Below are 14516 nucleotides of genomic sequence, written 5' to 3' on the forward strand. Positions count from 1 at the left end.
TCAATTATTTTCCACAACTGTAGATAGATCACACGAAAGGCGGTCACCATGACCCACACCTCCACTCCCGACGCGGCGCGCATCCTCGACATCGCGACCGGCTACATGGCGTCGAAGCAGCTCTTCCAGGCCAGCCGGATCGGACTGTTCTCCGCTGTCGCCGCCGGCGCCGACACGGCAGAGGCGATCGCCGAGCGCTGCGGCGTGAGCGAACGGATCGCGCGTCTGCTCGCCGACGCGATGGCGGCCAAGGGACTGCTCGTGCGCGCGGATGCACGCTACGAGACGAGCCCGGAGGCAGCCGCGTACCTGACCGGAGCGGATTCCGACATCGACCTGGCACCGTTCCTGACCTTCCTCGACGAGATCAGCTACCCGCACTGGCTCCAGTTCGCGCACACGGTGGACACCACGGAACCGGGCGACCTGCAGATGGACGATGCGCGCTGGGCGACCTTCATGGCCGGCGTCATGACGTACAACCGCCTGCACGCGCAGGAGTTCGGCCGCCACATCGACCTCTCCGGAGCCACGCGCGTGCTGGACTTCGGAGGGTTGTCTGCGGAGTTCGCGCTGTCGGTCATGGCTCGGAACCCGCAGCTGCAGACGACCTTCCTCTACGCCTCCGGGTTCGAGGACGGCATTGCCGATGCGGTCGAGGCGGCCGGTGTCGCCGATCGCGCCGTCGTCGAGGTGGGAGACACGGCCACCGCGACGCCTGCGGGTGAGTACGACGCGGTGTTCGCGAACCACGTGATCCACCGCTTCAGCGCCGAGGAGAACGCGCAGATCTTCCGCAACCTCCGTGCCGCGGCGGTTGCCGGGGCCACCCTCACGGTGCTCGACTTCTTCCTCGACGACGATGCGGAGCAGCGAGGACTCGACGCTCTGCACGCGGGGGAGTACCTGGTCATCGATGGCACGATCGTCTACCCCGAGGCGCAGGTGCGCGGATGGCTCGCCGATGCCGGCTGGCAGGTGCGCGACAAGATCGCCCTCCCCGGCAGCCCGCGGGTGCTGGTCGCGACGGCGGTGTGAAGACGGCCCCGGCGTGCGCGTATCGGCGCCGGGGCGGAAAGGCTGGTCCGAGGGGGATCAGAGGCGGGCGGCATGCGTGAACATGCCGCCCGCCGTTTCGTTCGCGGCCAGTCGAGCGAACCGATCAGTCGCGGAGGTAGACGCTGCGACCGTCGACGATCGTGCGCGCCACCCCGAGGGATGCGAACGCGCGACCCGGTTCTCGGGGATCCTCGTCGAGGACCGTGATGTCGGCGACCTTGCCCACCTCGAGCGATCCCTTCCACGCCATGGCGCCGTCCTGGCGCGCGGCGTCGACCGTCATGGTGCGCAGCAGTGTGCCGCGCAGCTCCACGTCATCCGTTCGTCCGGCGGCGGAGAGCAGCGCGAGGGAGGAGTCGAGGCCGATCCGCCAGTCGGGGGTCGCGATGGGGGCATCGCTCGTGATGGTCGTCAGGGTGCCGGCGTCCAGCATCTCGCGCAGCGGCCAGGCGCGGGCCAGTCGCTCGGGTCCGAGCTGCGCGCCCGCCCAGGCATGCGTGTGGGCCGCGATGAGCGGCTGTACCGCGAACCCGGTGCCGAGCTGCCGCATCCGTGCGATCTGCGCCGGGGTCGCAAGGTCGCCGTGCACCACGTAGTGCGGACCCGCGGTGGGTGGAGCATCGACGAGACCCTCCAGCGCGGCCAGGAACTCGGTGATCGAGCGGTCACCGGTCGCATGCACGGCGATCTGCAGCCCCCGCGCGGCGGCGAGCTCGATCATGCGTCGGAACGCGGTCAGAGGCTCCGCGTCGCCACGGGTGAGGAGTTCCCCGGTCGACCCGTCGGGGTAGGGCTCCTCGACCCAGGCGGTCGCCATCGGAGGGATGCCGTCGGCGAAGATCTTCACCCCGTTCACGGCGAGCCAGCGCGCATCGGCGACGGGTGGAGGCGTGCGGATGCCCCGCTCGAAATCGTCCAGAGTGCTCTCGCCGTCGATCGTGCCGAACAGGCGGAGCAACGTCACGCGAGACGTCTGCGCGCGCTCGCGATGCAGGGCGGTGTAGGTGGCGAGCATGTCGGAGCCGAAGCATCCGGTCTCTCCGTCGTCTTCCCCCGGTCCGATGCCCGGTTCGGTGTAGCTCGTGATGCCGAGCTCGGCGAGCAGGCCCCAGGCGCGGGTCAGGGCGGCGCGGCGTTCGGTCTCGGTCGTGACCAGTCGGCCGGAGGGCTGATCCTCCGGGGGCGTGTCCGAGAAGAACAGGTGGGGCCATCGGGCACCGAGCCAGGCCGCGTGCAGATGGGCGTCGTTGATCCCCGGGATCGCGGTGCGCCCGTCGAGCTCGATCGTGCGGCGGGCCGTGAGCTTCTCGGCGTCGGCGTCCCGCGCGACGATGCGCCCCGCGCGGACGGCGAGAGTGCTCACGGTGGAGTCGCGGTCGTCGAACGTGTGGATCCGCCCGCCGCGGATGATCAGGTCGGCATCGTCGCCGGGGATTGTCTCACTCATTATTCCACCAGTGTAGACGTAAAATGTGGGCGCAGGGGGAGCGCGAGACCGGCCGATTCGTAGCGCCCGCCCCGGCCGCGTACGCTGGGAGGCATCCCCCGAACCCACCCGGCAACTCGCGCGCCGGTGATCTCGGTGCGCGCTCACACATGCAAGGACGCAGATGAACGATTCCGCCGCACCCCACGACGACTGGACGGCGCGAGAAGAGCTGGCGGAGCGGATGATCCCGCTCATCGGCGCACTCAAGCGTGAACACGATGTGGTCACCTCGCTGCACGGACACCGGCTTCTGGGCCTGTCGGCCACCGGTCTCGTCGAAGTGCACGAGCGTGTGACCCAGCTCGGTCACGAGCAGCTGCCGCTCGCGGACACCCTCGCCGTGCTCGAGGCCATCGCCGCGCTCGCGCCGGGCGCCTCGTCGCTCGACGTCGCGCGTCTCGTGGCCGGTCATGCCGAGAGCGGGGAGCCGCTCGACACCTACCTCGCAGATGCGCTCGCCCCCGCGATCGGCGCGGTCGCCGCCGCGCCGACCGACGTCGTGCTCTACGGCTTCGGTCGCATCGGCCGGCTGCTCGCCCGCATCCTGATCGCCCACACGGGCGGCGGCAGCGGACTGCGCCTGCGCGCGATCGTCGTGCGCCGCGGCTCCGAGAACGACCTCGTCAAGCGTGCGTCCCTCCTGCTGCGCGACTCGGTGCACGGTCGCTTCGCCGGCTCGGTCACGGTCGACGAGGAGAACGAGCAGATCATCGCGAACGGCACCCGCATCCAGGTGATCTACTCGGGGGATCCGGCATCCGTCGACTACACCGCGTACGGCATTCAGGATGCGATCGTCGTCGACAACACCGGGCGCTGGCGCGACGAGGAGGGCCTCAGCCGCCACCTCGAGGCGAAGGGCGTCGCCCGCGTGCTGCTCACCGCTCCCGGCAAGGGGGCGCTGAAGAACATCGTGCACGGCATCAACGACGCCACGATCGCACCCGACGATCGGATCATCACCGCCGCGTCGTGCACGACGAACGCCATCACCCCGGTGCTCAAGGCGATCGATGAGGCGTACGGCATCGTGCGCGGCCACGTCGAGACCGTGCACTCGTTCACGAACGATCAGAACCTGATCGACAACTTCCACAGCGGCGACCGCCGCGGACGCTCGGCCGTGCTGAACATGGTCATCGCCGAGACCGGGGCCGCGAAGGCCGTCGCCCGGGCGCTCCCCGAACTCGCAGGCAAGCTCACGGGCTCCGCTATCCGCGTGCCCACGCCGGACGTCTCACTCGCCGTGCTGCATCTGAGTCTGGAGCGACCAGCCGAGAAGGAACAGCTCAACGACTACCTGCGCCGGGTGTCGCTGCACTCCAAGCTGCGCCAGCAGATCGACTACGTCGAGAGCCCGGAGGTCGTCTCCACCGACTTCGTCGGCTCGCACCGGGCGGGCATCGTCGACGGTCTCGCGACCATCGCGAACGACAGCGACGTCGTGCTCTACGTCTGGTACGACAACGAGTACGGCTACTCCTGCCAGGTCATCCGCGTGTTGGAGGTCATGGCCGGGTCCCACCCCGTCGTGCTGCCGGTCCGCCGCGAGGTGACGCTGCAGAGCTGACGGGTGGGCTGCGCGCTCGAAACGGAGAGCGGATGCCATCGGCACGGCGCGTCGTCATGCGCCGCACCGGCGACGGGCGGATCGGTCTCCGTTTCGACGCAATGCGGGAGGCCCCGGGCATGATGGGGGCATGACGCACGCGCCACTGCTGTCCGAGCGGCTCCGGTCGCACCGGCTCTCCGCTCCGGCGCGGTCCGTGGCGGATGCCGCAGAGCACATGCTCGCGGTGCAGAGTCAGGACTTCACGGCTGGTCGGTGGGCTCTCGCCACCCGCACGCGGGGGGAGCCGGGTCTGAGTGTCGTCGACGCGGCTTTCGATCGCGGCGAGATCGTGCGGGCGTGGACCATGCGCGGCACGCTGCACACGGTGCCCGCGCGCGATCTGGGGTGGATGCTGGAGGTCACCGCCGGGCGGCAGCGCCAACAGGCAGCCTCGCGTCACCGCGACCTCGGGATCGACGACGCCATGGTCTCGGCCGCCGTGCGTGCGCTGACACCGGCGCTGCGCGACGGGGGTCTGACCCGCGCCGAGGTGTTCGCGCTGCTCGAGGGCATCGGCATCGACCCCACAGGGCAGCGCGGCCTCCACCTGCTGTTCACCCTCACGATCGACGGGCTGATCTGCCAGGGCCCGGTGGTGCCGCGCGACGGCGTTGCCCGCGAACAGCGCTTCGTGCTGGTCGATGAGCACATCAGTGAGTATGCGCGCCCCGACGACCCGCTCGCCGAACTCTTCGTGCGTTACATCGCAGGTCACGGCCCGGCCGGAGCTGCCGACTTCGCCTGGTGGTCGGGGCTCACGCTCGGCCTCTCCCGCGAGGCGGCCGGGCGGGCGGCGGATCGGGTGGTCGAGGTCGAGAGCGGGCTCTTCGTGTCGACGGATCGGCCGCGTCGCTCATCGTCCGCGCCGCACGTGCATGCGCTGGGAGCCTTCGACGAGTACTACATCTCGTACGCCGATCGCACGACCGTCTGCGCACCCGAGCATCTCGCCGCCATCGGCCCGGGCAAGAACGGCATGGTGCGCCCGGTGGTGGTCGCCGATGGCGGGGTCATCGGCGTCTGGGGGCACTCCACGGCGGATGGTCGACGCTCTGCGAGCCCTGTTCCGGAACTGTTCGGAGCAGGGCCCGCAGAGACGCGGTCGGCACCGGGATCGGATGCCGGTGAGGCGAGAACCCGCGAGTCGATCGATCAGGCGCTGGCCAGATACGCCGCATTCATCGCCGGGTGAGTCAGGTCAACCGGCCGAGACCGGCGTGCGCAGGGCGGCCAGTTCCGGGGCCAATCGCACGAGCAGATCGTTGGCCTCGCGCTCGGCGATCGTGACGCGGAACCCTTCGCCGGCGAACGGGCGCACCAGCAGCCCGTGGCTTTCGAGAAGCTCCGCCGCCGCTGTCGTGGCATCGCCGAACGGCACCCAGATGAAGTTCGCCTGCGTCTCGGGCAGGTCGATGCCCGCAGCGTGGAAAGCGCTGACGACGCGCTCGCGCTCGGCGATGAGGTCGGCCACGCGGGCCGACAGCTCACCCTCCGCCTGCAGGGAGGCGACGGCTGCGGCCTGCGCGAGATCCGTGACGCCGAAGGGGATCGCGACCTTGCGCAGCGCCCCGGCGAGACGTTCGGGCGCGATCGCGTAGCCGACGCGCAGACCCGCGAGCCCGTAGGCCTTCGAGAACGTGTGCGCGACCGCGACGTTCGGATAGCGGCGGAAGTACTCGATGCCGGAGGGGGAGTCCGCGCGCTCGTTGAAGTGCACGTACGCCTCGTCGATCACGACAGTGATGTCGGCGGGCACAGCGTCGAGGAATGCGGTCAGCTCGTCTTCGCCGATCGTGGTTCCCGTCGGGTTGTTCGGGTTGCAGACCAGGATGAGCCGTGTGCGCTCGGTGATCGCGGCGCGCATCGCATCAAGGTCGTGCCGGTGATCGGTGGTGAGGGGGACGGCGACGGGAGTGGCGCCGGCGGCCCGCACGAGCATCGGGTAGGCCTCGAACGACCGCCACGCGAACATGACCTCATCGCCCTCGCCGGAGGTGGCGCGCATGAGCTGAGAGACGACCTCGACGGATCCGCTGCCCAGCACGATGTTCGCGGGGGACACCTCGAACCGCTCGCACAGGAGAGCGACGACGGCGGTGGCAGCGGTCTCGGGGTAGCGGTTGATGTTCGTGATCCGGTCGGCGATCGCCGAGGCCACCGACGGCAGGGGCGGATACGGGTTCTCGTTCGACGAGACCTTGAACACCGCTCCGGCGGGAGCCGACTGCGTCGTCGTCTTCCCGGGCTTGTAGTCCGGGATCGCGCTCAGATCCTCACGCAGTCTCAGCTCCGACATCGTTCCGCCTTTCGATCTTCGCCCGTTTGACAGTCCCGGGCGGGATTCATAGTATCGCAATTGACTATATCCAATGTTGTCAATTCGATCAGGGGTGATCGGATGACGGAAGGAGCGGCACGACGGTGTCTCAGTTCTCGGCCGAGGTCTCCTCGCAGCCCCTCGACCTCCGGATCCGTGCGATGCGTCGGGAGGCCGACGATGTGCTGTCCCTCGAACTCGACGACCCGTCCGGCGCTCTTCTGCCGGCATGGACACCGGGCGCGCACATCGATCTGCGCTTCGCCAACGGCGTCGAGCGCCAGTACTCGCTGTGCTCCGATCCGGCCGACCTCCGCACCTGGCGCATCGCCGTCCTGGCCGAGACTCCGAGCCGCGGAGGCTCCCGCTACGTGCACCAGACCCTGCGCACGGGAGATCCCGTCACGGCATCCGCTCCCATCAACCACTTCGCGCTCGAAGACGCCGACGCGTATGTGTTCCTCGCCGGCGGCATCGGGATCACCCCGATCCTGCCGATGATCGCCGAGGCCGACCGCCGGGATATTCCGTGGCGGCTCGCCTACCTCGGTACCCGCAGTGACGGCATGGCGTTCGTCTCCGCCCCGCACCTCAGCGCGAAGACCGCAAGGCTCGTCAGCCGCGACCGCGAGGAGCGGCTCGACCTGGCCGGCTGGATCGGCGCTGTGCCGGAAGGCACAGGCGTGTACGCCTGCGGTCCGGCCCGCATGCTCGACGAACTGGAAGAACTCAGCAGCGGATGGCCCCAGGGCGCGTTGCATCTCGAGCGCTTCCAGGCGAAGGTGTTCGGCGAATCCCAGGGTGCCGACACCTTCGAGGTCGAAGCCAAGGCCTCCGGGCTCATCGTCACGGTCGAACGCGGCTGCAGCATCCTCGAGATGCTCGAGCAGGCCGGCATCGGCGTGCCGAGCTCGTGCCTCGAGGGCGTGTGCGGCACATGCGAGACGACCGTCATCGACGGCGCCCCCGAACATCGCGACTCGATCCTCACCCCCGAGGAGCGCGAGAGCAACGAGACCATGATGATCTGCGTCTCCCGCTCCCTCGACTCCACGCTCGTCCTCGACATCTGACATCCGAAACGGAGACAACATGGACACCGGAACCGCTTATGGCCTCCGCCTGGGGCAGCCCCTCAACGAGCTCGCTCAGGTGGGGCCAGGCACCCCCTACGGCGAGGTGCTTCGTCGCTACTGGCATCCGGTGGCGAAGGTAGAGGATGCGACGACGCGTCCGATCTCGCTGCGGGTGCTGGGCGAGGAGCTCGTGCTGTTCCGCACCAGGAAGGGCAAGCCTGGACTGCTGCACCCGCGATGCATCCACCGTGGCGCGTCGCTGTTCTACGGCGGGGTCGAGGACGAGGGCATTCGCTGCTGCTATCACGGCTGGGTGTTCGATACCGAAGGGCACTGCCTCGAGCAGCCCTGCGAGCCCGACCTCGGACTGCACCGCGATCGCGTGCGTCAGCCCTGGTATCCGGTCGAGGAGCAGTACGGACTGCTCTGGGCATACCTGGGCCCGCCCGACAAGAAGCCCGTGCTGCCGCGCTACGACACGCTCGAAGAACTCGCCCCCGGTGAGCAGCTGATCGTGAACGACCAGGGCGTCGGCGGCGGCGGCCCTGCGGTGCTCGACTTCAACTGGCTGCAGCACTGGGAGAACGTGATGGACCCGTTCCACGTGCCGATCCTGCATGCCCGTTTCAGCGGGAACCAGTTCACGCCGGAGATGGCACTGATCCCAGAGGTGAGCTACGAGTACACACCGCTGGGGGTGCGCTCGATCCAGATGCGCGACCTCGGCGACGGCCGTCAGCTCCGGCGCGTGACCGAGGTCATCTTCCCGAACCTGCGCGTGGTCGCCAGTCCCAAGCTCAGCTCGGGGCAGACGAACATGATCGGCTGGGTGGTGCCGATGGATGACACGAACTTCCGTATCTTCACGGTGGCCCGTGACGAGGACTCCGACTTCCTCGCGAAGTTGCGGTCGACGCACGAGGGCAAGCCGTGGAAGGAGCTCACCGAGATCGAGCACCAGCGGCTTCCCGGTGACTACGAGGCCCAGAAGTCCCAGGGGTCCATCTCGCTGCACTCCGAGGATCACCTGACGACGACAGATCAGGGCATCGCGATGATCCGTCGCATGATGGCCAAGCAGCACCGCGCGGTCGCCGGGGGAGGCGACCCCGTGGGCGTCTTCTTCGACGAGTCCGAGCGTCTGGTGCGCATCGAGGGTGGCAACTACTTCGAGGGTGAGGCGGATGCTCCGCTGCTCGCCGAAGCAGTCGACGACTGAGATGACGAAGGACGATTGACATGGCCAAGTACACCGCTCGTCCGCCCCGGGGAGATCGCCCGTTGCTCGTGCTCGGCATCAGCGGCGTCGTCGTGCTGGAGGGTGAAGCGGCGGTACCGGTCTCGGTGCACCACCTCTCGGCCTGGGGGCGGTGGGTACGCGACGTCGCGATCCCGGATGCCGCCGCCACGCGGCTCGCCGAGCTGGCCGAGCGTTTCGAGATCGTCTGGGCCTCGGAGTGGGGGCACAACGCCCACACTGCGTTCCGCCAGGCGCTCGACCTGCCTGAGGAGCCTTGGCCGTTCCTGCCCGTGCAGTTCGACAAACTGCGGATGATCCGCGACTACGCCGGTGCGTTGCCGTGGGTGTGGGTGGACGACCCGGTCGTGGATCTGCACGGAGAGGCGCCCGTGTGCGACGACGGCGTGATCGTGCGGGTGGATCCCACGGTCGGCATCCTCGGCGTCGATCCGACGGAACTGCGCGCACGGGTTGACCAGCTCGGGCGTCCCGTGCCGGGCGCGGAGGAGCAGGGATGACGGGGGACCCCGCGATCGCCGGCGACGTCGCGATCATCGGCGGACGGGTCCTCACCGGCCTCGGCGATGACTTCGCCCGTGCCACCGTGCTCGTGCAGGACGGGCGCATCAGCGCCGTCGGGCCCGGCGTGCGCATCCCTGACAGCACGCCTGTCGTCGACGCGTCCGGAGCCTGGGTGCTCCCCGGTCTGATCGACGCGCACAGTCACATCGGTGCACACGAGGAGGCGAACGGGCCGGCGGGATTCGACGGCAGCGAGGTGTCGATGCCGAACACCGCGGGTGTGCGTGCGATCGACGCCGTCAACATCGAGGACATCGCCTTCCGTGACGCGCTCGCCGGAGGAGTGACGGCGGTGGTCGTCAAGCCGGGGTCGGGCAACCCGATCGGCGGGCAGAGCGTTGCGATCAAGACGGGGGGAGGACCCGCCGTCGACGACCGCGTGATCTGCGCCGAAGTCAGCGTGAAGTCCGCGCTCGGCGAGAACCCCAAGGAGACGTACGGCAAGCGTTCACAGCTGCCCTCCACCCGGCTGGGAGTCGCCTTCGTGATCCGTCAGGCGCTGGTGGACGCGCAGGACTACGTCGCCCGTCGCGCCAAGGCCCAAGACGACGGCGCTCCTTTCGCCCGTGATCTCGGCAAAGAAGCGCTGGCGAAAGCGTTGTCTGGCGAACTCAGCTGGGATCAGCACGTGCACCGACATGACGACATCGCCACAGCGCTCCGGCTCGCCGAGGAGTTCGGTCTGCGTCTGGTGCTCAACCATGGCACGGAGGCGCACAAGCTCGCCGATCGCCTCGCAGCGCGGGATGTGCCGGTGATCTTCGGACCGGTACTGTCGAGTCGCTCGAAGGTCGAGGTGCGCGAGGCCGATCCGGCCCACCTGGCGACGATCGCGGCGGCGGGCGTGCGCATCGCGTTGACCACGGATCACCCGGTCGTCCCGATCGGGCATCTCGCCCTGCAGGCTGCCGTCGCGGTGCGGGCCGGGCTGCCACGCGATGCGGCGATCGCGGCGATGACCGCGTCTGCGGCCGAGATCGTGCGGATCCACGACCGCGTCGGCGCGCTGGAGGCCGGCCGTGACGGCGATGTCGTGATCTGGTCCGGGGATCCGTTGGAGGTGGCGTCGATCGTGCGCCGGGTGTTCATCGACGGGCGAGAGGTCTACGCCGCCACAGGGGTCTGACGAGACCGATCAGCGCCCGAGCGTGCGGTGGTCGAGCACGGCCTTGCGCCCGGCCTCGATGTCGCCGGAGCGGATGGCCTCGATCAGCGCGGTGTGGATGTGCAGGCGCTCGTCGGTGTCCTGGCGGAACCCGGGCACGGCGAGTGCTTCGTCGCCGGCGGCGCCCGCGGTCTCACCCTCGATGTAGTCGACGAGGTTGAGGTAGAACGTGCGCAGCACGGCGTTCGGCGAGATCTCGGCGATCCGGCGGTGCAACCGCCAGTTGCCGTGCAGGCCCTCGATCGGGTCGTGCCAGTGCTCGGTCAGCTCGGCCATCACCGTGTCGAGCTCGGCGATGTCCGCCTCGGTCCGATGCAGCACGGCGTCGTGCATGACGGCCTCGTCGAGCGCGTCCAGAACCTTGATCACATCGTTCACGGGAGCGCCGGTCTGGCGCAGCCGCAGCACGCTGTGCGCGAGGCGGATGAGCGGGGACTGGTCGGCGACGAAGATGCCGCCGCCCGGGCCGGGGCGCAGGTCGACGGAGCCGCGGGCGCGCAGCACACGCAGCGCCTCGCCGAGGGTGGCCGGTGCGACGCCGAACTGCTCGCACAGCTCCTGCCGCGTGCCGATGCGGTGGCCGGGGGTGAGTCCCTCGGACTTGATCATCGCCTCGACCTCGGTCACGACCCTGTCGGCCACGGATTGGGCGGGCGCGACGCGCTGGAAGGTTCGCGCTTCCTCCTGGGTGGTGGCCACGGTCGTCCTTCTGTCGAGATCGGGGATGTGGAGCGGATCCCTCACATCCTAGGTACCGCGTGACGCTTCCGGGGTGTGACACGAGGCGAAACTGTTATTTGCAGTAATTGAATGTATCTAATACAGTCAATCACGCAATGCTGCTCACGAGAGGAATCAGATGACCGACCCCACCGGTGGCGATCTGCTCGCAGACTCCCTGATCAACCAGGGCGTTTCGACGATCTTCGGCATTCCGGGCGTTCAGCTCGATGCCGCCGCAGACGCCCTCCAGTCCCGCACCGACCAGGTCGACTTCATCTGCGCACGCAATGAGCAGGCGACCACGTACATGGCCGACGGGTACGCGCGCAGCACCGGAGAGGTCGGCGTCGCGATGGTCGTTCCCGGCCCCGGTGTGCTCAACGCGCTCTCCGGCGTCGCGACCGGCTACTCGGCCAACTCGCCGATGCTGCTGATCGCCGGCCAGATCGACTCGAAGGCCATCGGTCGCGGACTCGGTGCCCTGCACGAGCTGCCGGACCAGACCGGCATTCTGGAGCGCCTGACCAAGTGGACGGGCACCGCCCGATCCGCCGACGAGATTCCCGGGCTCGTCCGCGAGGCATTCGTGCAGCTGCGCAGCGGCCGTCCGCGCCCCGTCGCGATCGAGGTGCCGCCGGATGTGCTGGCCGCCACCTCGCGTGCCGCCGCCGCCGAGCTGGTCGCCGCGGCACCCCTGGTGCCGGATGAGCAGCAGATCCGTGATGCGGCCGCACGGCTCCTCGCGGCCAAGCGTCCGATGATCGTGGTCGGCGGCGGAGTACTCGCCTCGAACGCCTCGGTCGCCCTGCAGGCCCTCGCCGAAGCCCTCGAGGCTCCGGTGCTGATGACCGAGAACGGACGCGGAGCGCTCGACGCCCGCCACCGCCTGTCCTTCGACTCCCTGGCGCTGCGCGCGTTCCGTGGGGACGCCGACCTGGTGCTCGCCGTCGGCACGCGCTTCGTGTCGACGTTCGGCACGCAGGTCGACACCAACGGTGCCCCGGTGATCCTGATCAACGCGGAGGAGGCCGACCTCGGCGCCCCCCGCGCATCCGCCCTGTCGCTGCACGCGGACGCCCGACTGGCGCTGTCCGCGCTCGCCGCCGAGGTCGGGTCGCCGGCGCAGGAGTCGCGCGAGAGCGAGTTCGCCCGCGTGCGTTCCTGGCTCGCGGAGCAGTTCGACGACATCGCCCCGCAGCGGGAGTACCTCTCCACGATCCGCGCGGCGCTGCCAGACGACGGCGTGTTCGTGAGCGAATTCACGCAGGTCGGCTACGCGGCCAGCGCCTGCTACCCGGCCTACCGGCCGCGCACCTACATCGGCCCCGGCTATCAGGGCACGCTCGGCTACGGATTCGCGACGGCGCTCGGTGTGAAGGCAGCTGATCCCTCTCGCGCCGTGGTCTCGGTCAACGGCGACGGCGGTTTCTCCTGGACGTTGCAGGAGCTCTCCACGGCCAAGCGCTACGGGCTCGGACTGGTCACGATCGTGTTCCACGACGGCTTCTACGGCAACGTGCGCCGCATCCAGAAGAACCGCTACGGGGCCCGCTACTTCGCCAGCGATCTGACCAACCCGGACTACGGCGTGCTGGCCGACGCGTTCGGCATCCGCTCCGCCCAGGCGTTCACGCCGCAGGAGCTCGCTGGCGTCCTCGCCGACGCGATCCCCGCCAACGAGCCGATCCTGATCAACGTGCCGGTGGGGGAGTTCCCCTCTCCGTGGCATCTGATCCACGAGGGCGTGCCGCGTCCGGCACCGCTCGCTCCTGGATCGCACCTGATCCAGCGGGCAGGGGTCTGACATGATCATCGGTCACGACATCGCGGGCATCAGGGAGGACGCCGTGGGGCGCTCCACGATCGATGTCGTCAACCCGGCCGACGGCAGCGTGATCGCCTCCGTCGTCGCAGGCAGCCCCGCGGATGTGGATCGCGCGGTGGCTGCGGCCGCGGACGCGTTCGGCACCTGGTCGACCACGCCGATGGCGCAGCGGATCGTTCACGTCGAGGCGCTCGCCGAGGGGTTGGCGCGCCACCGGGAACGACTCGCTGCGACATTGAGCGCGGAGATGGGGTCGCCGATCGCGTTCGCGCGTTCCGCTCAGGTGGGGGTCGCGATCGCCGACCTCGCTCGCCTTGTCGATGCCGCCCGCGCGCACGTCGAGCGGGAATCGGTGTCGAACTCGCTGGTCGTCTCCGAACCTGTCGGCGTGGTCGCCGCGATCACCCCGTGGAACTTCCCGCTGCACCAGATCATGCTCAAGGTCGGCGCGGCGGTCCTCGCCGGGTGCACCGTGGTGCTCAAGCCCAGTGAGGTCGCACCGCTGAACGCGGCGATCGTGGGCGACATCCTGCGGGAGATCGAGCTGCCGGCAGGCGTGGTCAACATCGTGCACGGGGACGGCGCCGGCGTCGGGTCCCCGCTGGTCGCCCATCCCGGCGTCGACATGGTGACCTTCACCGGATCGCGCGGGGTCGGCGAGAGCGTCGCCAGAGCAGCAGCGGCCATGATCAAGAAGGTTGCTCTCGAGCTCGGCGGGAAGTCCGCGGCCATCGTGCTCGACGATGCTCCGCTGGAGGAATCGGTGCGTTCGGTGCTCGCCTCCTGCTTCGCCAACGCAGGCCAGACCTGTGCGGCCCAGACCAGGGTGCTTGTCCCATCGGACATGCTCGACGCGTGGCAGGATGCCGCGATCGCTGTCGCGGCGGGTTGGGCGCCCGGCGATCCGGGTGACGAGGCGACGGCCACGGGCCCTGTGGCCTCGGCCCTCCAGCAGGAGCGGGTGCTCGCGCACATCGCCACCGCGATCTCACAGGGGGCGCGTGTGCTGACCGGCGGTCTCGATATCGTCGAACCGACGGCAGGCGGGGCCTATGTGCAGCCCACGATCTTCACGGATGTGACGCCGGAGATGCAGATCTTCCACGAGGAGGTCTTCGGGCCGGTGCTCACGATCACTCCCTACGCCACGGTCGATGAGGCTGTCGACCTGGCGAATGACAGCGTGTACGGACTGTCGGGAGGCGTATGGTCGAGCGACCCTCGACGTGCCCTCGACGTGGCTCTGCGCATGCGCACGGGCACCGTCGGCATCAACGGCGCAGGTCTCGATGTGGGTGCTCCCTTCGGGGGGTACAAGCAGTCGGGCATCGGCCGGGAATGCGGCGTGCACGGGTTCGAGGAGTTCCTCGAGCTCAAGTCGGTGATGGGCGCCGTTGCCCTTCTCGACGACCCTTCGTGACGGCAACA

12 protein-coding genes are annotated in these 14516 nt (G+C 69.2%); 9 read left to right on the forward strand and 3 right to left on the reverse strand.

Going from position 1 to position 14516, the window contains the following annotated elements:
* Window positions 1-48 precede the first annotated feature (48 nt).
* Window positions 49-1038 carry a methyltransferase dimerization domain-containing protein gene (locus P0Y60_07110; GenBank protein WEK62503.1) on the forward strand — a complete coding sequence of 330 codons (990 nt, stop codon included), beginning with the start codon at window positions 49-51 and terminating at the stop codon, window positions 1036-1038.
* A 124-nt stretch (window positions 1039-1162) separates the two neighbouring features.
* On the opposite strand, the gene P0Y60_07115 is transcribed toward P0Y60_07110, so the two are convergent.
* Complete coding sequence (locus P0Y60_07115) at window positions 1163-2506, reverse strand: amidohydrolase family protein (protein WEK62504.1); 1344 nt, start codon at window positions 2504-2506, stop codon at window positions 1163-1165.
* Between the two features lie 163 nt (window positions 2507-2669).
* On the opposite strand from P0Y60_07115, the gene P0Y60_07120 reads away from it, so the two are divergent.
* Both P0Y60_07120 and P0Y60_07125 read left to right on the forward strand, forming a co-directional pair.
* Entirely contained in the window at window positions 2670-4118 is a 1449-nt protein-coding gene (locus P0Y60_07120) for a glyceraldehyde-3-phosphate dehydrogenase (GenBank protein ID WEK62505.1), read from the forward strand.
* Window positions 4119-4248: 130 nt separating this feature from the next.
* Window positions 4249-5352 (forward strand): winged helix DNA-binding domain-containing protein, encoded by a 1104-nt coding sequence (locus P0Y60_07125; GenBank protein ID WEK62506.1) that lies wholly within the window; start codon window positions 4249-4251, stop codon window positions 5350-5352.
* Between the two features lie 6 nt (window positions 5353-5358).
* On the opposite strand, the gene hisC is transcribed toward P0Y60_07125, so the two are convergent.
* Window positions 5359-6456, reverse strand: coding sequence for a histidinol-phosphate transaminase (hisC, locus tag P0Y60_07130; GenBank protein ID WEK62507.1), 1098 nt, complete (start codon window positions 6454-6456; stop codon window positions 5359-5361).
* A 125-nt stretch (window positions 6457-6581) separates the two neighbouring features.
* Between hisC and P0Y60_07135 the strand changes: the two genes are divergently transcribed.
* From P0Y60_07135 to P0Y60_07150, 4 genes are read left to right on the forward strand one after another with little or no spacing between them, the layout of a single operon-like run.
* On the forward strand, window positions 6582-7550 hold the full coding sequence (locus tag P0Y60_07135; GenBank protein WEK62508.1) for a PDR/VanB family oxidoreductase: 969 nt from the start codon (window positions 6582-6584) through the stop codon (window positions 7548-7550).
* A gap of 19 nt (window positions 7551-7569) precedes the next feature.
* Window positions 7570-8772, forward strand: a complete 1203-nt coding sequence (locus tag P0Y60_07140; protein ID WEK62509.1) for an aromatic ring-hydroxylating dioxygenase subunit alpha — start codon at window positions 7570-7572, stop codon at window positions 8770-8772.
* A 20-nt stretch (window positions 8773-8792) separates the two neighbouring features.
* On the forward strand, window positions 8793-9311 hold the full coding sequence (locus P0Y60_07145) for a hypothetical protein (GenBank protein ID WEK62510.1): 519 nt from the start codon (window positions 8793-8795) through the stop codon (window positions 9309-9311).
* Window positions 9308-10501, forward strand: coding sequence for an amidohydrolase (locus tag P0Y60_07150; GenBank protein ID WEK62511.1), 1194 nt, complete (start codon window positions 9308-9310; stop codon window positions 10499-10501). The genes P0Y60_07145 and P0Y60_07150 overlap by 4 nt, the downstream gene beginning before the upstream one ends.
* 9 nt (window positions 10502-10510) lie before the next feature.
* Here the strand turns inward: P0Y60_07150 and P0Y60_07155 are convergent, their stop codons facing one another.
* Window positions 10511-11239, reverse strand: coding sequence for an FCD domain-containing protein (locus P0Y60_07155; protein WEK62512.1), 729 nt, complete (start codon window positions 11237-11239; stop codon window positions 10511-10513).
* Window positions 11240-11399: 160 nt separating this feature from the next.
* On the opposite strand from P0Y60_07155, the gene P0Y60_07160 reads away from it, so the two are divergent.
* Together P0Y60_07160 and P0Y60_07165 are read left to right on the forward strand one after the other, a co-directional pair.
* Window positions 11400-13067 (forward strand): thiamine pyrophosphate-binding protein, encoded by a 1668-nt coding sequence (locus P0Y60_07160; protein ID WEK62513.1) that lies wholly within the window; start codon window positions 11400-11402, stop codon window positions 13065-13067.
* A 1-nt stretch (window position 13068) separates the two neighbouring features.
* A complete protein-coding gene (locus tag P0Y60_07165; protein ID WEK62514.1) occupies window positions 13069-14508 on the forward strand; it encodes an aldehyde dehydrogenase family protein in 1440 nt (479 codons plus the stop codon).
* The last annotated feature ends 8 nt before the right edge of the window (window positions 14509-14516 follow it).

It is taken from the genome of Candidatus Microbacterium colombiense, from assembly GCA_029203165.1.
Lineage (GTDB): Bacteria > Actinomycetota > Actinomycetes > Actinomycetales > Microbacteriaceae > Microbacterium > Microbacterium colombiense.

What these genes read in the sequence shown, in the direction of transcription:
- P0Y60_07150 (WEK62511.1), top strand. Translation starts at nt 9,308, where the DNA reads ATGACGGGGGACCCCGCGATCGCCGGCGACGTCGCGATCATCGGCGGA.
- hisC (WEK62507.1), bottom strand. Translation starts at nt 6,456, where the DNA reads ATGTCGGAGCTGAGACTGCGTGAGGATCTGAGCGCGATCCCGGACTAC.
- P0Y60_07110 (WEK62503.1), top strand. Translation starts at nt 49, where the DNA reads ATGACCCACACCTCCACTCCCGACGCGGCGCGCATCCTCGACATCGCG.
- P0Y60_07165 (WEK62514.1), top strand. Translation starts at nt 13,069, where the DNA reads ATGATCATCGGTCACGACATCGCGGGCATCAGGGAGGACGCCGTGGGG.
- P0Y60_07120 (WEK62505.1), top strand. Translation starts at nt 2,670, where the DNA reads ATGAACGATTCCGCCGCACCCCACGACGACTGGACGGCGCGAGAAGAG.
- P0Y60_07140 (WEK62509.1), top strand. Translation starts at nt 7,570, where the DNA reads ATGGACACCGGAACCGCTTATGGCCTCCGCCTGGGGCAGCCCCTCAAC.
- P0Y60_07160 (WEK62513.1), top strand. Translation starts at nt 11,400, where the DNA reads ATGACCGACCCCACCGGTGGCGATCTGCTCGCAGACTCCCTGATCAAC.
- P0Y60_07125 (WEK62506.1), top strand. Translation starts at nt 4,249, where the DNA reads ATGACGCACGCGCCACTGCTGTCCGAGCGGCTCCGGTCGCACCGGCTC.
- P0Y60_07115 (WEK62504.1), bottom strand. Translation starts at nt 2,506, where the DNA reads ATGAGTGAGACAATCCCCGGCGACGATGCCGACCTGATCATCCGCGGC.
- P0Y60_07145 (WEK62510.1), top strand. Translation starts at nt 8,793, where the DNA reads ATGGCCAAGTACACCGCTCGTCCGCCCCGGGGAGATCGCCCGTTGCTC.